The organism is Pseudoxanthomonas sp. SORGH_AS_0997, from assembly GCF_031453535.1.
Lineage (GTDB): Bacteria > Pseudomonadota > Gammaproteobacteria > Xanthomonadales > Xanthomonadaceae > Pseudoxanthomonas_A > Pseudoxanthomonas_A winnipegensis.
The window spans coordinates 2,652,000-2,673,721 of sequence record NZ_JAVIZI010000001.1; the positions used below are offsets into that span (position 1 = coordinate 2,652,000).

The 21,722-nt window shown below is 70.9% G+C and carries 23 protein-coding genes; 6 read left to right on the forward strand and 17 right to left on the reverse strand.

The window, feature by feature from the left end:
- Positions 1-149 precede the first annotated feature (149 nt).
- Entirely contained in the window at positions 150-875 is a 726-nt protein-coding gene (locus QE438_RS11605) for a GntR family transcriptional regulator (RefSeq protein ID WP_130516451.1), read from the forward strand.
- 228 nt (positions 876-1,103) lie between these two features.
- Here QE438_RS11605 and QE438_RS11610 read toward each other — a convergent pair whose 3' ends face one another.
- The 16 genes from QE438_RS11610 to QE438_RS11685 form a co-directional block, all read right to left on the reverse strand.
- The gene (locus QE438_RS11610) at positions 1,104-2,453 is read right to left on the reverse strand and encodes an SLC13 family permease (protein WP_306995499.1); all 1,350 of its coding nucleotides are present in this window, start codon (positions 2,451-2,453) and stop codon (positions 1,104-1,106) included.
- A gap of 68 nt (positions 2,454-2,521) precedes the next feature.
- Complete coding sequence (gene mdcH, locus QE438_RS11615) at positions 2,522-3,448, reverse strand: malonate decarboxylase subunit epsilon (protein ID WP_306995497.1); 927 nt, start codon at positions 3,446-3,448, stop codon at positions 2,522-2,524.
- The gene (gene mdcB / locus QE438_RS11620) at positions 3,445-4,311 is read right to left on the reverse strand and encodes a triphosphoribosyl-dephospho-CoA synthase MdcB (protein WP_306995495.1); all 867 of its coding nucleotides are present in this window, start codon (positions 4,309-4,311) and stop codon (positions 3,445-3,447) included. The genes mdcH and mdcB overlap by 4 nt, the downstream gene beginning before the upstream one ends.
- Complete coding sequence (gene mdcG / locus QE438_RS11625; RefSeq protein WP_306995493.1) at positions 4,308-4,958, reverse strand: malonate decarboxylase holo-[acyl-carrier-protein] synthase; 651 nt, start codon at positions 4,956-4,958, stop codon at positions 4,308-4,310. Before mdcG ends, mdcB begins: the two co-directional genes overlap by 4 nt.
- The gene (mdcE, locus tag QE438_RS11630) at positions 4,951-5,655 is read right to left on the reverse strand and encodes a biotin-independent malonate decarboxylase subunit gamma (protein WP_306995491.1); all 705 of its coding nucleotides are present in this window, start codon (positions 5,653-5,655) and stop codon (positions 4,951-4,953) included. Before mdcE ends, mdcG begins: the two co-directional genes overlap by 8 nt.
- Positions 5,646-6,554, reverse strand: coding sequence for a biotin-independent malonate decarboxylase subunit beta (locus QE438_RS11635; protein ID WP_306995489.1), 909 nt, complete (start codon positions 6,552-6,554; stop codon positions 5,646-5,648). Before QE438_RS11635 ends, mdcE begins: the two co-directional genes overlap by 10 nt.
- A complete protein-coding gene (gene mdcC, locus QE438_RS11640; protein ID WP_130528168.1) occupies positions 6,551-6,868 on the reverse strand; it encodes a malonate decarboxylase acyl carrier protein in 318 nt (105 codons plus the stop codon). Before mdcC ends, QE438_RS11635 begins: the two co-directional genes overlap by 4 nt.
- 10 nt (positions 6,869-6,878) lie before the next feature.
- Positions 6,879-8,519, reverse strand: a complete 1,641-nt coding sequence (gene mdcA / locus QE438_RS11645; RefSeq protein WP_306995486.1) for a malonate decarboxylase subunit alpha — start codon at positions 8,517-8,519, stop codon at positions 6,879-6,881.
- Between the two features lie 177 nt (positions 8,520-8,696).
- A complete protein-coding gene (locus tag QE438_RS11650; protein WP_130516434.1) occupies positions 8,697-9,797 on the reverse strand; it encodes a PLP-dependent cysteine synthase family protein in 1,101 nt (366 codons plus the stop codon).
- A gap of 302 nt (positions 9,798-10,099) precedes the next feature.
- Positions 10,100-10,609: a DUF1697 domain-containing protein gene (locus tag QE438_RS11655; RefSeq protein ID WP_306995484.1), complete on the reverse strand. Its 510-nt coding sequence runs from the start codon at positions 10,607-10,609 to the stop codon at positions 10,100-10,102.
- Between the two features lie 88 nt (positions 10,610-10,697).
- The gene (locus tag QE438_RS11660) at positions 10,698-11,885 is read right to left on the reverse strand and encodes an iron-containing alcohol dehydrogenase (RefSeq protein ID WP_306995483.1); all 1,188 of its coding nucleotides are present in this window, start codon (positions 11,883-11,885) and stop codon (positions 10,698-10,700) included.
- Positions 11,886-12,077: 192 nt separating this feature from the next.
- Positions 12,078-13,004: a lipid kinase YegS gene (gene yegS / locus QE438_RS11665; protein WP_306995481.1), complete on the reverse strand. Its 927-nt coding sequence runs from the start codon at positions 13,002-13,004 to the stop codon at positions 12,078-12,080.
- Between the two features lie 250 nt (positions 13,005-13,254).
- Positions 13,255-14,418 (reverse strand): lactonase family protein, encoded by a 1,164-nt coding sequence (locus QE438_RS11670; protein WP_306995479.1) that lies wholly within the window; start codon positions 14,416-14,418, stop codon positions 13,255-13,257.
- Positions 14,419-14,428: 10 nt separating this feature from the next.
- The gene (locus tag QE438_RS11675; RefSeq protein ID WP_131659617.1) at positions 14,429-14,908 is read right to left on the reverse strand and encodes a GNAT family N-acetyltransferase; all 480 of its coding nucleotides are present in this window, start codon (positions 14,906-14,908) and stop codon (positions 14,429-14,431) included.
- The gene (gene rpe / locus QE438_RS11680; protein ID WP_130525034.1) at positions 14,905-15,576 is read right to left on the reverse strand and encodes a ribulose-phosphate 3-epimerase; all 672 of its coding nucleotides are present in this window, start codon (positions 15,574-15,576) and stop codon (positions 14,905-14,907) included. Before rpe ends, QE438_RS11675 begins: the two co-directional genes overlap by 4 nt.
- A gap of 26 nt (positions 15,577-15,602) precedes the next feature.
- The gene (locus tag QE438_RS11685) at positions 15,603-15,944 is read right to left on the reverse strand and encodes a J domain-containing protein (RefSeq protein WP_130516420.1); all 342 of its coding nucleotides are present in this window, start codon (positions 15,942-15,944) and stop codon (positions 15,603-15,605) included.
- 368 nt (positions 15,945-16,312) lie between these two features.
- Between QE438_RS11685 and QE438_RS11690 the strand changes: the two genes are divergently transcribed.
- From QE438_RS11690 to QE438_RS11710, 5 genes are all read left to right on the forward strand, one after another.
- A complete protein-coding gene (locus QE438_RS11690) occupies positions 16,313-17,239 on the forward strand; it encodes a phosphoribosylaminoimidazolesuccinocarboxamide synthase (RefSeq protein ID WP_306995475.1) in 927 nt (308 codons plus the stop codon).
- 125 nt (positions 17,240-17,364) lie between these two features.
- Positions 17,365-18,039: a hypothetical protein gene (locus QE438_RS11695; protein ID WP_306995473.1), complete on the forward strand. Its 675-nt coding sequence runs from the start codon at positions 17,365-17,367 to the stop codon at positions 18,037-18,039.
- Between the two features lie 35 nt (positions 18,040-18,074).
- Positions 18,075-18,638: a hypothetical protein gene (locus tag QE438_RS11700; protein ID WP_309734259.1), complete on the forward strand. Its 564-nt coding sequence runs from the start codon at positions 18,075-18,077 to the stop codon at positions 18,636-18,638.
- Positions 18,535-19,881: a peptidoglycan-binding protein gene (locus QE438_RS11705; protein ID WP_309734262.1), complete on the forward strand. Its 1,347-nt coding sequence runs from the start codon at positions 18,535-18,537 to the stop codon at positions 19,879-19,881. The genes QE438_RS11700 and QE438_RS11705 overlap by 104 nt, the downstream gene beginning before the upstream one ends.
- Before the next feature lie 240 nt (positions 19,882-20,121).
- On the forward strand, positions 20,122-20,604 hold the full coding sequence (locus tag QE438_RS11710) for an Mpo1-like protein (protein ID WP_131659614.1): 483 nt from the start codon (positions 20,122-20,124) through the stop codon (positions 20,602-20,604).
- On the opposite strand, the gene QE438_RS11715 is transcribed toward QE438_RS11710, so the two are convergent.
- Positions 20,598-21,497 carry an SDR family oxidoreductase gene (locus QE438_RS11715; RefSeq protein ID WP_306995467.1) on the reverse strand — a complete coding sequence of 300 codons (900 nt, stop codon included), beginning with the start codon at positions 21,495-21,497 and terminating at the stop codon, positions 20,598-20,600. The genes QE438_RS11710 and QE438_RS11715 overlap by 7 nt on opposite strands.
- Positions 21,498-21,722: the final 225 nt, after the last annotated feature.

The window sequence follows — 21,722 nt, forward strand, 5'->3', positions numbered from 1 at the left end:
CGGTCGATCTGGGGGCGCGCCGGCCGCAGGGCAAGCGCTAGCGCACCATGATACGGCGCGCGCAGCGGTGCCCGCTGCGGTTCGCGGCCGCCGCTGCGCAGGGATTAAGATGCGGATCTGACACATCGTGCCAAGCGCCGCACCCGTCCATGACCCTGACGCCCGACAAGTCCAGCTCCCGCCGGCGCGTGCCCATGTACGAGGAAGTGGCCGATACGCTGCGACAGAAGATCTACGACTACGTCCTGCCGCCGGGCGACTGGATCGACGAGCCCGCCCTGGCCCAGGAGCTGGGCATCAGCCGCACCCCGCTGCGCGAGAGCCTCAAGCTGCTGGCCGCCGAAGGCCTGGTGCAGATCGAACCCGGCCGCGGCGCGCGGGTGACCCGGCTGACGCTGGAAGACCTCAACGAGCTGTTCCCGATCATGGCGATGCTGGAGGGCCGCTGCGCCTACGAGGCGGTGCGCAAGATCGACGCCGACGGCCTGGCGCGGCTGGAATCGCTGCACGCGGCGATGGAGGCGGCCGCCGAGCGCGGCGACATGGCCGAGTTCTACCGCAACAACTACCTCATCCACGAAGCGGTGCAGGAACACGCCGGCAACCCGTGGCTGATCCGCGTCACCCACGACCTGCACCGCATCCTCAAGATGCATCGCGGCCGCCAGCTGCTCACGCCGGGGCGCATGGCGATGTCGCTGAGCGAACACCGCGAGCTGATGGCGTGCTTCCGCAACGGCGATGCCGCCGAGGCCGAGCGCACCATGCACCGCCACCTGCTCAGTCAGGGCGAAGCCCTGGCCAAGTACGTCGCCTCGGGCGGCAAGCTCAACGTGCCGGCGCCACTGCCGCGCGGACGCAAGAGCGGGGAGTGAGTGAAGAGGAGTGAGGCGTGAGCGCGGAGCGATCGGCACCCCGCTTTCTTTTGTTCCGAGCAACGCCCTCTCCCGATCGCGTCGCGCCCCCCTTGTAGAGCGGAGCTTGCTCCGCTGCCCTTCGTTCAATTCGCGCGAAAGGCCCCAGCGGAGCTTGCTCCGCCGCTCTTCGTTCGGTTCGCGGGGAAGGCACCAGCGGAGCAAGCTCCGCTCTACCGGGTGGCGCCATTACAGCCAGCCCGGCACCACGAACACCAGCCACGCGGCCAGCGGGCCCAGCGCGACCACCAGGCCGCTGTAGACCAGGAAGCGGCGGAACAGCTTCTCGCGCTCGTCCGGCGCGGCCGAGGCCACCACCAGCGCGCCATTGGTCGAGAACGGACTGACGTCGACGATGGTCGAGGACACGGCCAGCGCGCAGATCACGCCGGCCGGGGCCAGATGCCCCTGCAGCAGGAACGGCACCGCCAGCGGAATGGTCGCGCCCAGCACCGCCGCCGAGGAGGCGAACGCCGACACGATGCCGCCGACGTAGCACACCAGCAGCGCGCCCAGCAGCGGAATGCCGATATGCGACACGCCGTTGCCGATGAAGTCGACCGCGCCCGCCTTCTGCAGCACCTCGATGTAGGTGACCACGCCGGCGATCAGCAGCACGGTGGACCAGCTGATGCTCTCCACCGCGCCCTTCTGCGCGTTGGGCGAGAGCAGCGCCAGCAGCACCGCCACGGTCATCGACACCAGGCCGACGTTGAGGCTGTAGATCAGCGAGGCCACGCCCAGGCCGACCAGGCCGATCAGGGTGAACACATGGTCGCGCTTGATCGACACGGCCTCCAGCGCGACCGGATTGATCGACAAGGTGCCCCCGCCCGGGGTCACCAGCGCGCCATGGCCCTCGATGGCGAAGCTGCGCGGCGAGGCCTCGTTGACCGGCACGGCTTCGGACTCGGCCCGCGCAGGCTCGTGGCGCTTGAGCAAGGCCAGGCCGCCGAACGCGAAGAAGCAGATGATCGCCATGGCCAGGTTGAAGCCCAGGCTGGTCAGGAACACCGACATCTCGCTGACCGGCAGGCCGGCCTTCTCCACCACCTTGTTGGTGATGCCGCCATAGACGCTGATCGGCGAGAAGCCGCCGGCCTGGGCGCCGTGGATGACCAGCAGACCCATCAGCAGCGGATTGATCCGGTACTGCTTGGCGAAGCGCAGCGCGACCGGGCCGATGATCGCCACCGCCGCCGGCCCCAGCGCGCCGAAGGCGGTCAGCAGCGCGGTGACCAGGAACATCACCCACGGGATCGCCACCAGCTTGCCGCGCACCGCCTTGACCGCCCAGTGGATCAGCAGGTCGATGGTGCCGTTCTTCTGCGCGATGGCGAACAGGTAGGTGATCCCGACCAGGGTCAGGAACAGGTCGCCGGGGAAACCGCCCAGCACCGCCTTGGCATCCATGCCCAGCCAGATCCCCCCGACGATGAAGGCCAGGGCGAAGGCCACCGCGCCCATGTTGATGGGCAGCGCCGTGGCCACGACGAACATGATCACCAAGCCGATGATCGTGATGATTTGCGGACTCATGCGCCCTCCCTAAGACACGTGATATCGCGATTGCGTCGAATGGCGGCCCGCCACCCAAGGGTCCTGCTTCAGTGCATCGCCTGGCGCTCCAGGGCGCTGACGACCCAGTCCACGACGCCCTCCAGCGTCTGGAACTCCTCCACCGCGCGCGCCTCGCAGTCCGGATGCGCCTGGCGCGCCATCCGTGCCAGGGCGCTGCCCGGACCGATCTCCAGCAGCACGCGCGCGCCGCGCTCGATCGCCTGCGCCATCACCCCGTGCCACTCCACCGGCTGGGCGAGCTGGCGCGAAAGGCTGAGGACGACGTCCTCGCGCGAGGCGATGCGATGGCCGTCGATGCCGGCCAGCACGTCCAGAGCGGGTGCCCGCACGGCGGCGTCCTGCAGCGTTCTTGCGAACGCATCGGCCGCCTGCGCCAGCCACGGCGTGTGCGCGGGAACATGCACAGGCAAGCGCAGCGTGCGCGCGCCGAGGGCTTCCGCCTCGCGCTGGGCGGCCTGCAGGCCGGCCTCACGACCGCCCAGCACGAAGTGGTCCTCACCGTTGACGATCGCCACGGCGACCGCGCAGGCCTCGCACAGGCGCTCGATGCGCCGGCGCGACAGGCCGATCACCGCCAGCAGTCCGCCGTCGGCGGGACTGGCCGCGTCCATACAGGCCGCACGCGCCCGCGACAGGCTCAGGCAAACCTGCGGCGTCACGCTGCCGGCCACGCCATGGGCGGCCAGCTCACCCACGCTGTAGCCGAGCACCAGGCCCGGCGACGGCAGGCGCGCGCGCAGCGCCGCCCAGGTCGCCAGCGTGGCCGCGCACACCAGCGGCTGGGCGATCGCGTTGTCGAAGCGCGCCTGCCCGGCGGCCAGCGCCTCGGGCGCTTCCTGCAGGACGTCGGCTGCGTAGCGGAGGATGGGTTCGGCGGCCGCATCGCCCTGTACCCGCGCGAACATCGCCGGATGCTGACCGCCCTGCCCCGGACACAGCAGCGCCAGGCTCATGCGCGCGCCTGCCGGTCGAGGAATAGGGTGCAGGCGAGCAGATCGGCGCTGCCGCCGGGGCTCAGGCGGCGCGCGACGAAGGCCTCGCCCACCGTCCCCAGCTGCGCTTCCCAGTCGGGCTGCCACACGCTGCCGCGGGCGAGGAAGGCATGCGCCTGATGTTGCGCGAAGCGCAGCCCTTCGGCGCCGCCGCGGTGAAGCAGGTTCAGGTCGTCGACCTGCGCCACCAGCGTCATTAGCACATGCGCATGCGCGGCCGCGGGCGCGTGCCCGGCCTGCTGCGCGTCCCGCAGCGCCGGCAGCGCGGCCTCGCGCAGCAGCGGGAAGCCCTCGGCGGCCTGTTCGCGCACCCCGGCGACGTGGTGGGCGCGCCGCATGCGCTGGCCGGGGCTGTCGGGGTCGAGTGGTGCGGTCTCGAGTGCGGCACGCCAGTCGCTGACCGCGTGGCAGACCGCCTCGGCGGCAACGGGTCCGCGCTCGATGCGCCGCAGCCGCGCCGCAGCCGCGGTCAGCAGCCCCAGGCTGAAGATCGCACCGCGATGGGTATTGATGCCGTCGGTGGCGCGCAGCATCGCGTCCTCGGCCTGCAGGCCAAGGCGGCGCAGCGCATCGAACGGCGCCTGCGCCAGCCCCGCCTGCGCGATCGCCTCGAAGTAGGCGCGCAGCGCGGCCAGGCTGCGCCAGAAGGTGCGTGCATCCATGTCGGCGTGGCTGCCGGCATCGCTTGGGGTCACCAGGCCAGGCTTGGGTGCCAGCGCCAGTTCGGCATGCAGGCTGGCGCTGGCGAGCCGGCCCAGGCGCGACGCCTCGGCGCGGTCCTGCGGACGCGGCACGCAGGCAGGCTGCGGCTCGTGCGCGCTCAAGCGGCCACCTGCTGCGCCGCGAACAGGTCCGCGCGTGCGACCAGGCGCGCGTCGTCCTCGGTCTTGACCAGCAGCCGCAGTGCGCTGCCGGCGTATTCGCGCCAGCTCACCGCGCGCCCGTCGGGCAGGCGCAGCTCGCCATCGGCACGACGCCGCTGGTGCCGCTCCCACTCGTCCAACAGGCGAATGATGGCGTCGGCCTGCGCGGCGGACTCGATCTCCCAGAGCAGGTCCAGATCAGACGTCTCGTGCACGTACGCCAGGCCGGTCAGCGTCTGCCAGCAGAAGGCGCCAAATACGCGCGGCACCAGGTCTAGCGCGTGCGCCCGATGCACCAGCGCCGCCAGCGCCGGTCGCCATGCCGCCGGCGCGCGGGCGATGCTCTGCTCCAGGGTCGGCGGCGGTGCGATGCGCAGGACGTCCGCGACCGCGGCGCGCACGGCCAGCCGCTGCTTGCCTTCGGCCGGCGGCAGCGGCACGCCCAGGTGCAGTGGATCGGCCGGCGTCGCCGCCGGGCGTCGCGCCACGATGGCCGGATGGCCTTGTTCGAACCAGGCACGCGCGCGCGTGGCCTGCGCCGGCACGACCGCGTGCGCGGCCTGCGGCGGCAGCCAGACCAGCGTGTGGCGGCGCAGCGGCTCAGGCATCGCCGGCGGCCACCATCGCCGACACGTCCGCCGCCAGCGTCCGCCCGCCCCGTTGCGCGCCCAGCGCGCGCCGGGTGTCGCCCTCGCGCGGCGCCTCGAGCGCATCGATCAGGGCCTGGGCCAGATCGCCGCGCCAGATCGCGCGCACCGCGCCCATCGCCACGTAGTTCTCCACGCCCGGCGCGAACACCGGCGAGCTCTGCGACAGCGCCTGCAGCTTCTCCAGCGGCTGCTTGGTCACGCGCGCCATCGCGCGCAGGTCCATCACCCGCACCTGCGCCTCGGGCAGGGCGTAGACCGCATCGGCCATCAGGCCGAAAGACAGGAAGCCGCCGCTCACCGACTCGCCATAGACCAGCGACACCAGCGCCGCGCCGCGGCGGCGCGCCAGGTCCAACGCTTTGGCCAGGTGGGCGAAGTAGCCGTTGATGCCCAGCAGTTCATCGCGGCGCGACAGCCGTTGGCCGGCGGTGTCGACCAGCATCACGATCGGTCGCTGCGGGTGCGCCTTGGTGCTGGCGATGACGGTGGCGGCCAGGGCCAGTGCATGGTCGACGCCGACCTCGAGCCGGTTGGCGGTGCCGATGACGGTGACCTCGCCGAGCGCGGTGCTCGCGGTGCCGGTCAGCACGTCGTCGCGCTGATCGATGCGGTGTCCCAGCGGGAACAGCCGGTCCAACAGTTCGCTCAGTACCATGGCATCCTCCGGCCGCGCGTGGCCTCCAGGAAGGCGGCGGTGTCCAGCAGCGGCAAGGCCTGCGGCTGCGCGACGCCCAGCGCCTCCCAGACCTGCAGCCCATCGCGGCAGTCGCCGAACGCCTCGATGCGCCGCGCCAGGCGCGCGTGCTCGCCCTCCAGGGCCTGCAGCAGCTGCGCGTCATCCTCGGCCGGGCGCAGTCGATCCAACACCTCCAGCGCGGCCTGCGCGAACGCGTCGATGCGATCGGCGACCAGCTGCGCCGCCTCGCCCAGCAGCACGCGATGCTTGCCGCCGGTGACCCGCCACACCAGGGCGCGGTCGCGCGCATCGAATTCCTCGACGCCGCGCACCGTCTCGATCACCTCCGGACCCGACAGCGACAGCCGCCCCTCCTCGGACATCAGCACGGCGCTGCAGCAGCGCGCGACGATGCCCATGCCGCCGAAGGCGCCGTTGCCGCTGCCGATCAGCGCCAGCACCGGCACGCCGGCGGCGCGCGTGGCCAAGGTGGCGCGCATGATCTCCGAGATCGCGATCAGCCCGGCGTTGGCCTCGTGCAGGCGCACGCCGCCGGTGTCGAGCAGCAGCAGCACCGCCTCGGGCCCGACCCGCTGCGCGCGCTCCAGCAGCCCGACCAGCTTGGCGCCGTGCACCTCGCCCACGCCGCCGCCCATGAACTGGCCCTGCTGCGCGGCGATCAGCACCCGGCGCCCCTGCAGCATCCCCTCGCCCACGACGATGCCGTCGTCGAACTCGCCCGGCTGATCCAGCTGCGCCAGGTGCGGGCTGGTGATGCGCCGGCGCGGGCCGAGGAACTCGACGAAACTGCCCGGCTCGAGCAAGCCGGCGATGCGCTCGCGCGCGTCGGCCTCGTAGAAGCTGCGCGCGGTGCTCATGCGGCCGGCTCCTGCAGCGTTTCCACCGCCTGGTCGAGGCGCAGGCTGACCACCGCCGGCGTCGCGCCGACATCGTTGATCCAGATGCGCACATCCTTGAGCGGATGCCGCGCGGCGAAGTCGTCCAGCACGGCCTGCCAGATCTCGCCGAAACCGCGCGCGGCGGTGACGATCTCGATCTCCATCGCACCCTCCAGCGCGGCCGGCTCGATCATGACTTCAAGGTTGCCCGAGGCGACCACGCCGACCAGCACGTGGTCGCGTGTGCCGGTGGGCGCGATGCGTCCGTCGTAGCGGTAGCGCAGGGTTTCCATGGCGTGCCCCTTACCAGTTGCGGAAGCGCTTGGGCGGGTCGTACAGGCCGCCGGACCAGCGCACCAGGTCCTTGACCGTGCGCGCGGCCAGCAGGTCGCGCGTGGCATCGCGCGAGCGGATGCCCAGGTCGTCGGGACGTCTGATCACGCCGCGGTCGCGCAGGTTCTCGACCATGCGCCGGTCGCGGCCCAGGCCGACCGCGGTGTAGCCGGCCACGCCGCGGATCGCCTGTTCGCGCTCCTCAGGCGTGCGGCACAGCAGCAGGTTGGCGATGCCCTCCTCGGTCAGCACATGGCTGACGTCGTCGCCGTAGATCATCACCGGCGGCAGGTCCAGTCCGGCGCGCTCGGCCAGCTCCCAGGCATCGAGCCTGTCGACGAACGCCGGGGCCATGTGCTCGCGGAAGGTCTCCACCATCTGCACCACCAGCTTGCGCCCGCGCGGCATCTCGCCGGGCCTGGCGGCTTCGCGCCCGGCCTTGAGCCAGGCCGGGCTGGCGTGGCGCCGGCCGCGCGCGTCCGAGCCCATGTTGGGCGCGCCGCCGAACCCGGCGATGCGGTCGCGCGTGGCGGTCGAGCTGTTGCCGGCCAGGTCGATCTGCAGGGTCGAGCCGATGAACATGTCGCAGGCATACAGCCCGGCGGTCTGCGAGAACGCGCGATTGGAGCGCATCGAGCCGTCCGCGCCGACGAAGAACACGTCCGGGCGCGCGGCGATGTAATCCTCCATGCCCAGCTCCGAGCCGAAGGAGTGCACCGACTTGACGAAGCCCGACTCGATCGCCGGGATCAGCGCCGGATGCGGATTGAGCGCCCAGTGCTGGCAGATCCTGCCCTTCAGCCCCAGCGATTCGGCGTAGGTCGGCAGCAGCAGTTCGATCGCCGCGGTGTCGAAGCCGATGCCATGGTTGAGGCGGTTGACGCCGTACTCGGCGTAGATGCCCTTGATGGCCATCATCGCCATCAGCACCTGCACCTCGCTGATCTGGGCCGGGTCGCGGGTGAACAGCGGCTCGATGTAGTTCGGCTTGGGCGCGTGGGTGACGAAGTTCACCCAGTCGGCCGGGATGTCCACGCGCGGCAGCGTGTCCAGGATCTGGTTGACCTGGGCGATGACGATGCCGCCACCGAAGGCGGTGGCCTCCACGATCGCGGGAGTGTCCTCGGTATTCGGCCCGGTGTAGAGATTGCCGTGGCGATCGGCCGCATGCGCGGCGATCAGCGCCACGCGCGGGGTCAGGTCGATGAAGTAACGGCCGAACAGTTCCAGGTAGGTGTGGATGGCGCCGAGTTCAAGCCGGCCCTCGCCCAGCAGCCGCGCCAGCCGCACCGACTGCGGACCGGAGAAGGAGAAGTCCAGCTTCCTGGCGATGCCCTTCTCGAACACGTCCAGGTGCGAGGGCAGCGACAGCACCGACTGCACCATGTGCAGGTCGTGCACGCGCACCGGATCGACCCGGGTCAGGCACTCGGCCAGGAAGTCGGCCTGCTTCTGGTTGTTGCCTTCCAGGCAGACCCGGTCGCCGGGCCGCAGCACGGCCTCCAGCAGGGGCACCACGTCCTGGCTGCGCACCAGGCGGCCCCTGGCCAGCTTGGCCGCGGCCTGCAGGCGCTGGCTCCGGTCGGTGCTCAAGGTGTTCCAGTCCGCCATCGCGTCACCAGGAATTACTCTGTAATTACAGAGTAATCATTCCGCGCCCGGCCTGCATGCGGCGCCGCAGCAGCTGGCCAAAATATCAGCCAGCGCTGCCGAAACCCGTTTTATTGCAAGGACTTGCCTGGGCCCGGGCCGACTGTCGTCCGGCCCTGCCGCCGTCGATCCGCCCGCTCAGCCCGCTGCCGTCGCCAGTGCCGGCAGCGCGCCGCCGGCCACCGCCGCGGCAATGGCCGCATCGCTGTCGGCGGTGTCGATGCCGCAGCGCGCGTACCAGGCCGGGTCGTAATAGCTGTGCGCGTAGCGGTCGCCGGCATCGCACAGGATGGTGACGATGGAGCCGCGGCGACCGGCCCGGCACATCGCGTGCGCGGCGTGCAGCACGCCGACCAGGTTGGTGCCGGTGGAGCCACCCACGCGCCTGCCCAGGGTCGCGCTGGCCCAGCGCATCGCCGCCAGGCTCAGGGCATCGGGCACCTTGACCATCGCATCGATGCAGGCCGGCACGAAGCTCGGCTCCACCCGCGGCCGGCCGATGCCTTCGATGCGCGAACCGCAGTGGTGCAGGCGCGCCGGATCGCCCGCCCCGCCCAGCGCATCGCGGTAGTAGTCGAAGAACACCGAGTGCTCCGGATCCACGCACAGGATGCGCGTGGCATGCCGGCGGTAGCGCACGTAGCGGCCCAGCGTGGCGCCGGTGCCGCCGGTGCCGGGGCTGCACACGATCCATTCCGGGATCGGATGCGGCTCGGCCGCCATCTGCTTGAAGATCGACTCGGCGATGTTGTTGTTCGCCCGCCAGTCGGTCGCCCGCTCGGCGTAGGTGAACTGGTCCATGAAGTGACCGCCGTGCTCGCGCGCCAGGCGCTCGGACTCGGCATTGATCGCCCCGGCCTGCTCGACCAGATGGCACTGGCCGCCGTAGAAGGTGATCGCGGCGATCTTCTCCGGCGAGGTGCTGGCCGGCATCACCGCGATGAAGGGCAGGCCCAGCAGGCGCGCGAAGTAGGCCTCGGACACCGCGGTCGAACCGCTGGAGGCCTCGATCACCGGCGCGCCCTCGCGCAGCCAGCCGTTGGCCAGCGCGTACAGGAACAGCGAGCGCGCCAGCCGGTGTTTGAGGCTGCCGGTGGGATGGCTGGACTCGTCCTTCAGGTACAGGTCGATGCCAGGGTAGCCAGGCAGCTCCAGCGGGATCAGATGGGTGTCGGCCGAGCGGTTGAAGTCGGCCTCGATCTTGTGGATGGCGGCAGCCACCCAGTCACGCTGCGACATGGACGGAACATCGGTGAGAGGACGCGCGATTGTATCGCCCAGCCCGCCTTAGCCCCAGGCGCCATCCAGCGCCAACGCAGGCGACGGTCATCACAGCTGGAGCTGAGGCCTGTCAGTGCACTGTCGGCATGAAGCACGCACCTCGGCTCGCACGTTCGAGCCGAAGCGGCAACGGGCGTCTTCCAGCCGCTGACGCCTGGGACAGGCGCGGGCAGCGCCAAGCCGAAGACATCCCTGACGATCCGCAAGCTCTCGCCGAAGCGCGCGAGGCTTCGCCGCTCAGGACGGGAACGGGCGAGGCGCTACCCGGCCGCCCATTCGGCGAGGGTTGCCACGGTATTCATGTTGCGCGCGGTGCCGGCCTTCGCCGCGGCGATCTTCAGTTTCGAATCGGCCATGCCATCGCGGTAATGGATGTAGATCTCGTTGGCGCCCAGCGCGATGTCCTCGTTGCGCAGGCCGCTGACCCGTTCGAGCGTGTCGGCCGGCGGCGGCCCGTCGAGGAAGATCGCGACCGTGCGGTTCGGCGCGGCCGAGGCGAAAGGATTCGCCGCGCGCATCGCGGCCATCTCGGCGCCTGTGCGGATCGCGACGCCGACCGGCTTGCCGGCGTACGCTTCGAGCGCGGCTTCGAGCTTGTGCTTCACCATCGCCTTGGCGAGCCTGCTGGCGAACACCACGTTGCCGCTGGCGATGTAGGTGCGCACCTCGGTGCAACCGATGGCTTCGCACATCGACCGCAGTTCGGCCATCGGCAGCTTGCCGGTGCCCCCGACGTTGACGGCGCGAAGCAGGGCGATATAGCGACTCATAGCCGCATTCTAGCGGCGCGCCACGGGGATGCGATGGCCGGTCATGGCGGTGTCGGCGGGGGGCGGACGTGCGCCTGCGGGGCGGGCTTCACGCGCGCCGCGCCTCGTGCGTTGGCGGGGCCCACAAGGTCTTGTAGAGGCCGACGATCTCCTCGGCGCTGGGCACGCGCGGGTTGTTGCCGGGCGAGCCGGAGGCCAGCGCCTGCTCGGCCATGGTGGGTAGCAGATCGAAGAAGCGCGCGCGCTGGGCGCCGAATTCCTGAAGCGTCGGCACGCGCAGTTCGGCGTTGATGGCATAGAGGAAATCGATCAGCCTGGCATTGGCCACCGCGTCGCTGTCGTGCGGGCCGGCCGCGCCAAGGAAGCGCGCGCAGTCGGCATAGCGTGCCGGCGCCGACGGGATCGACCAAGCGGTCACGCTGGGCAGCAGCATCGCGTTGGACAGCCCGTGCGGGACATGGAAGAACGCGCCGATGGGCCGGCTCATGCCGTGCACCAGCGCCACCGAGGCATTGGAGAAGGCGATGCCGGCCAGGGTCGCGCCGAGCATCATCGCCTCGCGCGCCGGCCGGTGGCCGCCGTCGTGGAAGACCGTGCGCAGGTTCGGGCCGATCAGGCGCATCGCGGCGATGGCCTGGCTGTCGCTGTAGGCGCTGGCCTTGCGGCTGACGTAGGCCTCCATCGCATGGGTCATCGCGTGGATGCCGGTGTCGGCGGTGGTGCGCGCCGGCACGCTGACGGTGAGGCCGTAATCCACCAGCGCGGCGATGGGCATAAAGCCCAGGCCCACGCACAGCAGCTTCTCGTCGTTGGCCTCGTCGGTGATGATCGTAAAGCGCGTGCATTCCGAGCCGGTGCCGGCGGTGGTCGGGATGGCGATGATCGGCAGGCCCGGCGCATCGACCTGGCGCGGGAATCTGTAATCGTGGATCACCCCGCCGTGCTTGCCGAGGATGGCGATGGCCTTGGCGCTGTCGATCGGGCTGCCGCCGCCCAGGGCGATGATCGCATCGTAGCTGCCGCGCCGGACGCGCTCGACGCCGGCGACGATGGAGGCGTCGGTCGGCTCGGGCACGGTCTGGTCGAACACCTCCGAGACGATGCCGGCCGCGGCCAGCGCGGCCTGTACGCCCTGTACGTAGCCCAGTTCGACCATCGTCTGGTCGGTGACGATCAATGGGCGCGAGCAGCCCAGTTGGGCCAGTACTTCACTCGCCTTCTGGCTGGCGCCGGCGCCAACATACATGACACGGGGCAGGATCACCTGGGCGGACATGGCGGACCTCGTTGCAAGGGCGGGCGCCGCGGATGCCGCGCGAGCCGGGTCGGTGCTGCTTTCGATCGCCATCGTATCGAGATCAGGACTTCGGACCATTCGACAAAGCGGCACGCGGGCTGCGCGCGCGCACTTGGCCGCCGGATCCTCGTCAAGCCGTGGAGCGTGCAACACGGCGGCGATGGGGCCGACTCAGGCCAGCAGCGGGCAGCCGTCGGGCAGGTGCATGCGCAGGCGGCCGGGCACGCAATCCACGCGGAAGTGGCGCGAGGTCTCCGGCTCGCCGTCCAGGTTGAGCGTGATCGGCTCGGCCACATCGATCTCGACCCACGGCAGACGCGCGCGCACGGCGGCCTGCTCCAGCGCGGCGCGCTTGCCGCCGGTGATCAGCGTGCCCAGCGTGGCGGCGAAGGCGCCGGTCAGCTCGGGGACGATGGTCAGCTCCAGCAGGCCGTCGTCGACCAGCGCGTCCGGGCACAGCGCCTGGCCGCCGCCGGCCTGGCGGCCGTTGCCCAGCCCCAGCGCGATGAAGCTGCCCTCCCAGGCGAAGTCGGGCCCGCGGAAGCGCGCCCGCATCGGCTCGACCCGGCCCAGTCGCGACAGGCCGGTGACCACATAGGCCAGGCCGCCGAGCACGCGCTTCATCGCCTCGTCGGTCTCCACCGTGACCTGGGTGCCGAAGCCGCCGGTGGCCATGTTGGCGCACCAGTGCGGGCCGTGGTCTGCGGTGACGCGCAGCAGGTCGATGGGCCGCGCCGGGGCCTCGGCGGCCAGCGTCAGCGCGGCCTGCGGCTCGAGCGGCAGCTCGGCGGCGGTGGCGAAGTCGTTGGCCGTGCCCAGCGGCAGCAGGGCCAGCGCGGGCAGCGCGTCGGCGCCCTCGTCGCGATGGGCCAGGGTGGTGGCGACCTCGCTGAGCGTGCCGTCGCCGCCGCCGGCGATCACCGTGTCCACGCCGTCGGCGATGGCCTCGGTGACGTAGCGCTCGGCGTCGCCGCTCTCCCAGGTCACGCGCACGTCCAGCCGCGTGCCGCGCTCGCGCGCCTGCGTCACCGCGGCGCGCACCGCATCGTTGCCGGCGGCCTTGCCGTTGAGGATCAGACACCAGCGCGGCTGGGACATGGGGAGGGCAACGGACGTGGGGTGGCGCAGGCTAGCAGTCGCCGCGGCGCCCGGCTGTCATGTTCCCGTCAGATACGGCACGTAGCGTGGAAGGCCATAGCAGGGACGACGGAGGGAGGCAGGATCAGCCTCCAGTCTTCGCGGGAACCGCGCCGGGGCGACTCGACGCGGTTCTTTTTTTGCTTTCGTGGGAGCCGCCATGGCGACTCCTACCAAGCAAAGCCCACCCCAAGCCCGCCCGGCGCTCGACTCAAGGCCGCAGGAACTTCAGGTCCGACGGCGCCGCCACCTCCACGGTCTGCAGCGTCTTGCCGAGCTTGCCGGTGTGCGGGTCGCGCGCCAGCACCACGATCCGGTTGGCGCCCTGCACGGCGATCAGCAGGAAGCGCCCGGACGGATCGATGGCGAACTCGCGTGCCTGCCGGCCCTCGGTGGCGCGGCGCTGGATCAGCGTCAGCCCGCCATCGGCGCCGACCGCGAACACGGCCAGGTGGTCGTCGCCACCGCGATTGATCGCGTACAGGAAGCGTCCGTCCGCCGACAGGTGCAGCGCGCCGCCACCATTGCCGCCGCTGAAGCCGGGCGCGAACAGGTTCACCACCTCGCGCAGCCGCAGCGCACCCTGCGCGTCGACGTCCAGCACCGCCACCTGCCCGGCCATCTCCAGGGTCAGGTAGGCGTGCCGGCCGCTGGCGTCGAAGGTCAGGTGCCGCGGCCCGCTGCCCGGCGGCAGCGCCAGGAACGGGGTGGGCGCGGGCTGCAGCGGCCGTTCGGCGTTGGCCTGCGGCGCATAGCGGTAGGCGTAGACGCGATCGCCGCCCAGGTCGGAGGCATAGGCGGTCGCGCCGTCGGGCGAGAAGCCGACCCAGTGCACATGCGACGAACGCTGGCGCTCGGGGTCCACGTGGCTGGCCTGGTAGGTCAGCAGCTGCGTGACCGGCTGCAGCCGGCCCTGCGCATCGATCGGCAGGACCGCCAGCGACCCGCCCGGGTGCGTGTCGACCGAGTAATTGGCCACCAGCAGATAGCGTCCGTCCGGCGTCAGGCTGGCGTGGGTGGGATGGTCGCCGAGCGTGGAGACCTGGCCCTGCAGGTTCAGCCGATGCTGCGCGTCCAGCGTCAGCATCCCGGCGCGGCCGACCGTGTCGCGCGCGCCCGGGCCGTTCTCGCTGACGGCGTACACGCGCGTCTGGTCGGGCGAGAGCACCAGCCAGGACGGGTTGTCCACGCGCAGCGTCTGCCAGGGCTGCGCGTCCAGCCGGCCGCTGGCGGTATCGAAGCGATAGGCATACAGCCCCGGCGAGCCGCTGTCGGTATAGGAGCCGACCAGCAGGTCCACCGACGCGGGCGCCGCCACCGCGGCCAGCGGCAGCGCGGCGATCGCCAGCATCGTGGCCTTGAGCAGATTGAACATGTGCGCCCCTTTAGCCCTGTGCGAAGTCGGTCAGCGCCTGGCCATCCAGGCGATAGATGGTCCATTCGTCCATCGGCCGCGCGCCGACGGCGCGGTAGAAGTCGATCGCCGGCTGGTTCCAGTCCAGCACCGACCACTCGAAGCGCCCGCAGTCCTTCTCCACCGCCAGCCGCGCCAGGTGGCGCAGCAGGGCCAGACCGGCGCCCTGGCCGCGCGCCTGCGGCCGCACGAACAGGTCCTCCAGATAGAGGCCGTTGCGCCCCTTCCAGGTGGAGTAGTTGAAGAAGTACACCGCAAAGCCCAGCGCCACGCCGTCCTGCTCGCAGAGCACGCAATAGGCGGTGGCGCCCTCGTCGAACAGCGTGCGCCCCAGGTCGGCCTCGGTGGCCTGGACCGCGTGCGGCTCGCGCTCGTACTCGGCCAGCGCGCGGATCAGCTCCAGGATCAGCGGGATGTCCTCGCGCGTGGCGCTGCGGATGGACAGGCTCACTTCGCCCCCGCCACGGCCGCGCGCATCTGCGAGATCACCTGCGCATAGTCCGGGGCGTTGAAGATCGCCGAGCCGGCGACGAAGGTATCGGCGCCGGCGGCGGCGATCTGGCCGATGTTGTCCACCTTCACCCCGCCGTCGATCTCCAGATGGATCCTGCGGCCGCTGGCGTCGATGCGCTCGCGCACCGCGCGCAGCTTGTCCAGCGCCGAGGGAATGAAGGCCTGCCCGCCGAAGCCCGGGTTGACCGACATCAGCAGCACCAGGTCCACCTCGTCCAGCACCCAGTCCAGCACGTCCAGCGAGGTGGCCGGGTTGAGCACCACGCCGGCGGTGCAGCCGTGCGACTTGATCAGCTGGATCGTGCGGTGCACGTGGCGGCTGGCCTCGGGGTGGAAGCTGATGTGGCTGGCGCCGGCCTTGGCGAAGTCCGGCACGACGCGGTCCACCGGCTCGACCATCAGGTGCACGTCGATCGGCGCGGTCACCCCGTACTTGCGCAGCGCCTCGCACACCATCGGGCCGATGGTCAGGTTGGGCACGTAGTGGTTGTCCATCACGTCGAAATGGATCCAGTCGGCGCCGGCGGCGAGCACGGCGTCGACCTCGGCGCCAAGCCGGGCGAAGTCGGCCGACAGGATGGACGGGGAAATGATGCAGTTGGACATGGCGGTCTGCCGGAAGAGGAAGGAGGTCAGGCGGCGCGCTTGCGGCGCAGCGTCTTGATGCGGTCGTAGGCGGCGTTGAGCTCGCGTGCGCGGGCCTCGGCGCGGGCGCGCAGCTCGGGCGCGGCGCCGGCCAGGCGGTCGGGGTGGTACTGGGAGATCAGGCGGCGATAGGCCTGGTCGACTTCCGCATCGCTGGCGTCGCGGGTCAGGTCGAAGGCGCGGTACGGGTTGTCCCGCGACAGCTGGAACCAGTCCCGGTCGAAGGCATGGCCCAGCAGCAGTCCCACCAGCGCGCCGAACACCGGATTGGGGCGGAACAGCAGCGCGCCGGCGATGCCGCCCAGCAGTTTTCCGTACCAGCGATTCATCGGGAGGTCGGGCCTGCGGTGGGGAGGGAAGCGACATTTTACGGTAGGCGGCCCAAGGCCCGTCATCGATCCCGGGTGGGTCGCGCCGTCCTTGCGCGTGCCCGGGGCAAGCAAGCGGGAGGGAGTGGACGTCCGTCCACGACCGAGCGATGACGCAGTCTCCGGGTGCGCGCAAGGGCGGCCCTTCGGGTGGGCGCCGCAGGGCGGCGCCAACGCGGCCTGCCCGGGGATCGATGATGGGCCCTTGGCACCTGTCGCTTTGCGCGCAGGCGCGTACACTACGCGGCCCGCCGCCGCCTTAACCGGCGCGCCGGCACACGCAGCGAGCGGGGTTTCGAGCGCCTTTCGCCTCACGCCAGGAGTGCTGTGTGCCCACCACGCTGTTGCAAGCCGATCTGCCCGGTCTGACCCTGCGCCATCGCGGCAAGGTCCGCGACGTCTTCGACATCCCACGCGAACGCCTGCCGGCCAACGCCGCGCCCGGCGACTATCTGCTGATCGTCGCCACCGACCGCCTCTCCGCCTTCGACGTGGTCCTGCCCGACCCGATCCCCGGCAAGGGCGAGATGCTGTGCCAGATCTCCAATTTCTGGTTCGACAAGACCGCCCACCTGATGCCCAACCACCTGACCGGCATCGAGGTCGCCGACGTCCTGCCCGAGGGCGTGGACCCGGCGCTGTACGCCCGTCGCGCGGTGGTCACGCGCAAGCTCAAGCCGGTGCCGGTGGAGGCCATCGCCCGCGGCTATTTGATCGGCAGCGGCTGGAAGGACTACCAGCGCACCGGCAAGATCAGCGGCATCGAGTTGCCCGACGGCCTGCAGCAAGCGCAGAAGCTGCGCGAGCCGATCTTCACCCCCTCGACCAAGGCCGCGGTCGGCGACCACGACGAGAACATCGACTTCGACGCCATGGTCAAGACCGTCGGCGGCGACCTGGCCGAGCGCGTGCGCGATGCGACCCTGCGCATCTACAGCTTCGCGGCCGAGTACGCCGCCTCGCGCGGCATCCTGCTGGCAGACACCAAGTTCGAGTTCGGCACCGATGCCGACGGCCGCCTGTACATCATGGACGAGATGCTGACGCCGGATTCCTCGCGCTACTGGCCGGCCGACGAGTACCAGGTCGGCCTCAGCCCGCCCAGCTACGACAAGCAGATCGTGCGCGACTACCTGGAGACGCTGGACTGGGGCAAGACCGCGCCGGGCCCGGCGCTGCCGCCGGAAGTGATCGAGCGCACCCGCGCCCGCTACGCCGAGGCCCTGCTCAAGCTGGCCGACATCCGCCTGGACTGAACGGCGCCAAGCACCCCGCGCGCAACGCGGGGTGCGCTTCACAAACCTGGCCGCAGACGCCGGGTATCCTCCGGCCCGATGACGCGCCCCGCCCGGGGGCGCCTTGTTTGCGATCAGGAGGATCCATGCCGGAACGTCCATCCGCCCGCGCCCTGCTGGCCCTGGCCCTCGGCCTGACGGTGGCTGCCTGCACGGCGCAGGCCCCCGACGCCCACACCCGGAACACCGCCGCTCCCACCGATGCTGCGGTGGCCTCTACTCCACCGGCGCCGGACAAGGCCGCCGCACCCACGCCCGCTGGCTCATCGAACAGCCTGCCGGCGCTGGCGAAAGCCCTCGGCGCGCAATGCGGCGATGCCACTAGTGGACGCGACTGCATCATCGGCAATGTGCAGGCCGGCGATTTCTATGACATCGACCTGTCGCCCAGCTGCGGCGACGATGGCTTCTTCGCTGGCGTCTCGACCGACAAGGCGACGCTACTGGACACGCTGCCCGTCACAGGCAGCAAGGTCCAGGACAACGCGACCCTGGCCCGCGATCAGTTCGTTTGCGTCCAGGCGACCGCGCGCAGTGGCCAGCAACCGGCCTACTACTACGTCGTCGCCATCGCACCGGATGACGTCGCCGCCTGTCGCGGAAAACCGATCTGCCAGCAGTACGGGCAACGGCCCGTGCAACTGCAGGCCCAGCCGCGCACCGGCGCGGCCTGTGCCGCAGCGTCCGGCCAATGGCAGGGCGACTGCGCACGCGGCTGGGTTTCGGCCGATGCGTTGGACGTGTTCTCCAACGGACTTTGACCACTCGCGCGAAGCACTGACAAGGAACGCCAGCCATGCCCGATCACAAGATCACCCGCCTGGTCAGCAGCCAGGGCACCACCCGCACCCTAGAACTGGACGACGGCAGCATCGTCGAGCGTCACGGTGGCACCGTCTCGTGGCGCAACAATAATCCCGGCAACCTAAAGTTCGAGTTCTCGGGAAGCGCCGATACCACGGTCAAAAACCCGCGAACGCGCGCGCAGGCATTGGAAGCCGCGCAGGGGCGCTACCGGGGCGTGGTGGATCTGGATCAGTGGGGCAATGCCGTCTTCGAGAGTTACGAAGCCGGCCGTGCAGCCAAGATCCAGCTGCTGACCAGGAGCCACGTCAACCATACGGTGGAAGAGCTGTTGCCCAGCTACTCGCGCCCCGACTACAGCGGCACCACGCACTACAAGAGAGCAGGCCGCCACGATTTTCGACGAGGCGCGCCGCCATGGCCTGCACCTGGAAGGCAAGACGGTCGGCCAGATGAATACCGCCGAGCGCGAGGCGCTGGCCGATGGCATCCGCCGATTCGAAGGCTGGCGCGCCGGCGAAGTACAGGTCATTCGTCAGCCGACGGGCACGCCTAATCCCCCTCACCACGACACTCAGGCGGCCACCACCGCACCCTCGGCACGGGTCGAGACTCGCAGCGATGCCGGCAACGCCGCGATCCTCGAGGCCGCGCAGCGGCACTTCTTCAACGAGGGTCGGCGCTACGAATACGGCCGCTCCGACCATCCGCGTCCCGGCCGCGATCCGAGCAGGCTGGAACGCGACGGCGATGGCGACGGAAAACTGGGCGTGGATTGCTCTTCCTTCGTCTGGCGCAGCCTCAAGGAAGCCGGCTACGGCGTGCAGGGCCAGAACGCCGCCAATTTCACCACCGCCACCCTCTTCAACGGTAACAAGACGACGGAATACGCGCGGGAACACTTCGACGTGATCTCCGCCGCGGACGCGCGCAAGCCAGGCGGCGACCTGAAGCCGGGCGACTTGCTGATGTTCTCGGCGAGTGGCGGCCAGCACATCGCTGTCTTCAAGGGTTACGACGCCAAGGGGCAGATCCAGTTCGTTGGTTCGCAGGGCAGCACCGGACCGGCAGAGGTGACGATTCGCCCCGGCGGTTACTGGGACGGAGGCAGCACCCATATCGTCGGCGCTTTGCGCGCCAAGCCTGAGTTTCGGGTCGCGGCACCCACGCACGGTGTGGCCGCATCTTCGCATCCGACCGAGCCGACCAAGCAGAACCAGCAGAGCACGCGACACGACGATCACGCGCCGCTGCTCCAGCGTGGAGATCACGGCCCGAACGTGCGCGCCCTGCAGCAGCAGCTCAACACGTTGGGCGTGCGGGACGAGCACGGGCGGCGCTTGGCCGAAGACGGCAAGTTCGGCACGCATACGCAGGCGGCGGTGGAGCGGCTGCAGCGCACGCATGGGATCGCGGTGGATGGCGAGGTCGGGCCGGACACGCGCCGGGCGTTGGCGGCACGACCGGCGATCGCGACACCCGGGCTGGACCAGGCGTCGCATCCGGACCATCGGCTGTATACGGCCATCCGTGCCCAGGTGCCGGCGCCTTATTCGAACGAGCTGGCCGCGCATATCACCGTGCAGGCCAAGCAGCACGGTATCGATACGCCGGAGAAGGTCGGCGGGGTGGCGGTGCAGGACGGCAAGGCGTTCGTGGTCGGCACCACGCCGGGCTTCCGCGCCACGGTCGATCTGGCGCAGCCGCCGAGCTTCGAGCACAGCAGTCAGCAGTTGCTGGCGCAGCAGCGGGCGGCTCCGGTCGTCGAGCCGGCGCCGGTGGTGGCGATGCAGCGGTGATGGATTGAGGGTGTGGGAGGGGGTTTGTGAGGCGGCCTTCGGATGGGGCCGCGCGTAGCTGAGGCACCCCCCTCCCGGCCTCCCCCTGCTGCGCAAGGGGAGGGGCCAAAGCGTCGCGCTTTCGTGAGGAGGCGCGGCGCTTCTGTTTGCGTTCGCGTCGATTTCGCGGCGCAGCATGCCGCCCGCTGGGTGCGGCGGCGGGCGGCGGGCTATGCTGTCGGTCTTCCTGGGAGGGACCCGATGCAGCACGTCGACGCGCAACGCCCGATCGATCGGTGGTTCGCGAACTACTCGCAAGACCACCGCAACCTCACCAACCAGGCGATCCACGTCGTCGCGGTGCCGGCGATCCTGTGGTCGGTGGTCGCGCTGCTGTGGTGCATCCCGGTGCAGGCCACCTGGTTCCGCGGCGGGGTGTGGGCGGGCCTGGCGATGTTCTGCGCGTGGATGTATTACAACCGGCTCTCGCGGTCGATCGGCTACGGGATGTTCGTGGTGTTCTTCACCATGGGCTGCGTGTGCCGGCTGATCAGCCAGCGCGCGGGCACTGAGGTGCTGCTGTGGAGCGCGGCGAGCGTGTTCGTGGTGGCGTGGATCGCGCAGTTCGTCGGCCACAAGATCGAGGGCCGCAAGCCCAGCTTCCTCACCGACCTGTCCTACCTGCTGATCGGCCCGATCTGGGTGCTGGCCAAGTTCTACCGGAAGATGGGCTGGCGCTACTGACCCAGCATCGCCGCGGTCGGCGCGAAGCCGCGCGGCGCATAGCCGAAGTCCCGCCGCGCGGGCGCGGCGTCGAACACCAGGTCCTGGCGCATGCGCGCCACCGCGGCGGGGTTGAGCGAACGCGCCACGCCCAGCGCCTGCGCCGTGCGCACCGCCAGGGCGAACAGCGGCGGCGGCAGTTCCAGCAGCCGCGCCGGCGGCGACATCGCCGCCAGCGTGCGCGCCACCATCTCGCGATAGGTCAGCGTCTCGCCGCCGGGCAGCGCGTAGGCCTGGCCGGCGCTGGCCGCCGCGTCGCAGGCGGCCAGCGCCGCATCGGCCAGATCGTCCACGTGCACCGGCTGGCGCAGGCCGCCGGTGGCGCCGCGCGGCAGCGGGAAGCAGCGCAGCTGCCGCGCCAGCGCCGCGATCCGGGTCAGCGAGGCATCGCGGCCGGCCCCGTAGACCAGCGTGGGCCGCAGCAGGGTGGCCTGCGCGCCGCGCGCGGCGGCCGCGGCGAACACCGCGGCCTCGGCATCGCGCAGGCGCGCGGCCAGGTCGCGCTCGTGCGCGTCGACGGAGGCCTGCTTGGTGCCCAGGCTGGTCGAGCCGAAGGCCACCACGCGCGGCGCGATCAGCGCGCTGCCCACATACCAGCGCGCGAAGTGGTCCAGCGGCCCGGCGCTGAAGATCGCATCGACACGATCGGGCAGTGCGGGCATCGTCGCCAGGTCGCCGGCCAGCCATTGCACACGCTCGCGCGCCGGCTGCCCGTGGCGCGAGACCGCCAGCACCGACCAGCCGCGCGCGACCAGCCGGTCCAGCAGCGCCTGGCCGATCTGGCCGCTGCCGCCCAGCACCAGGGCGACGCGGGCGGGGGAAGACGACACGGCGGCAGCGACAGACGCAGTCATCCGCACAGGATAGGCCAGCACTGCGCATTCGCGTCGCTGCGTACACTCCGGCGACGCGAGGTCCTGTCGATCCCCTGCAGATCGCGCCGCGAGGGCGGCTCTTCGGGTTGGCGCTGCAAGCCCCTTCTTCTCCCCGCGCGGCTCGTCCCCGCCTTCGCGAGGGCGGAACTCCGACGCTCAGTCAGGCCTACGCCACGCGACGCAAACCTGACGGCCCTGCAACAC

Bases quoted from the DNA above. Each gene is read 5' to 3' on its own strand.
- rpe (WP_130525034.1), bottom strand. From the start codon at position 15,576: ATGTCCAACTGCATCATTTCCCCGTCCATCCTGTCGGCCGACTTCGCC.
- QE438_RS11705 (WP_309734262.1), top strand. From the start codon at position 18,535: ATGAATACCGCCGAGCGCGAGGCGCTGGCCGATGGCATCCGCCGATTC.
- mdcH (WP_306995497.1), bottom strand. From the start codon at position 3,448: ATGAGCCTGGCGCTGCTGTGTCCGGGGCAGGGCGGTCAGCATCCGGCG.
- yegS (WP_306995481.1), bottom strand. From the start codon at position 13,004: ATGTCCCAGCCGCGCTGGTGTCTGATCCTCAACGGCAAGGCCGCCGGC.
- QE438_RS11710 (WP_131659614.1), top strand. From the start codon at position 20,122: ATGCAGCACGTCGACGCGCAACGCCCGATCGATCGGTGGTTCGCGAAC.
- QE438_RS11670 (WP_306995479.1), bottom strand. From the start codon at position 14,418: ATGTTCAATCTGCTCAAGGCCACGATGCTGGCGATCGCCGCGCTGCCG.
- QE438_RS11655 (WP_306995484.1), bottom strand. From the start codon at position 10,609: ATGAGTCGCTATATCGCCCTGCTTCGCGCCGTCAACGTCGGGGGCACC.
- mdcA (WP_306995486.1), bottom strand. From the start codon at position 8,519: ATGGCGGACTGGAACACCTTGAGCACCGACCGGAGCCAGCGCCTGCAG.
- mdcG (WP_306995493.1), bottom strand. From the start codon at position 4,958: ATGCCTGAGCCGCTGCGCCGCCACACGCTGGTCTGGCTGCCGCCGCAG.
- mdcE (WP_306995491.1), bottom strand. From the start codon at position 5,655: ATGGTACTGAGCGAACTGTTGGACCGGCTGTTCCCGCTGGGACACCGC.
- QE438_RS11660 (WP_306995483.1), bottom strand. From the start codon at position 11,885: ATGTCCGCCCAGGTGATCCTGCCCCGTGTCATGTATGTTGGCGCCGGC.
- QE438_RS11715 (WP_306995467.1), bottom strand. From the start codon at position 21,497: ATGACTGCGTCTGTCGCTGCCGCCGTGTCGTCTTCCCCCGCCCGCGTC.
- QE438_RS11695 (WP_306995473.1), top strand. From the start codon at position 17,365: ATGCCGGAACGTCCATCCGCCCGCGCCCTGCTGGCCCTGGCCCTCGGC.
- QE438_RS11610 (WP_306995499.1), bottom strand. From the start codon at position 2,453: ATGAGTCCGCAAATCATCACGATCATCGGCTTGGTGATCATGTTCGTC.
- mdcC (WP_130528168.1), bottom strand. From the start codon at position 6,868: ATGGAAACCCTGCGCTACCGCTACGACGGACGCATCGCGCCCACCGGC.
- QE438_RS11605 (WP_130516451.1), top strand. From the start codon at position 150: ATGACCCTGACGCCCGACAAGTCCAGCTCCCGCCGGCGCGTGCCCATG.
- QE438_RS11685 (WP_130516420.1), bottom strand. From the start codon at position 15,944: ATGAATCGCTGGTACGGAAAACTGCTGGGCGGCATCGCCGGCGCGCTG.
- QE438_RS11700 (WP_309734259.1), top strand. From the start codon at position 18,075: ATGCCCGATCACAAGATCACCCGCCTGGTCAGCAGCCAGGGCACCACC.
- QE438_RS11635 (WP_306995489.1), bottom strand. From the start codon at position 6,554: ATGAGCACCGCGCGCAGCTTCTACGAGGCCGACGCGCGCGAGCGCATC.
- QE438_RS11650 (WP_130516434.1), bottom strand. From the start codon at position 9,797: ATGTCGCAGCGTGACTGGGTGGCTGCCGCCATCCACAAGATCGAGGCC.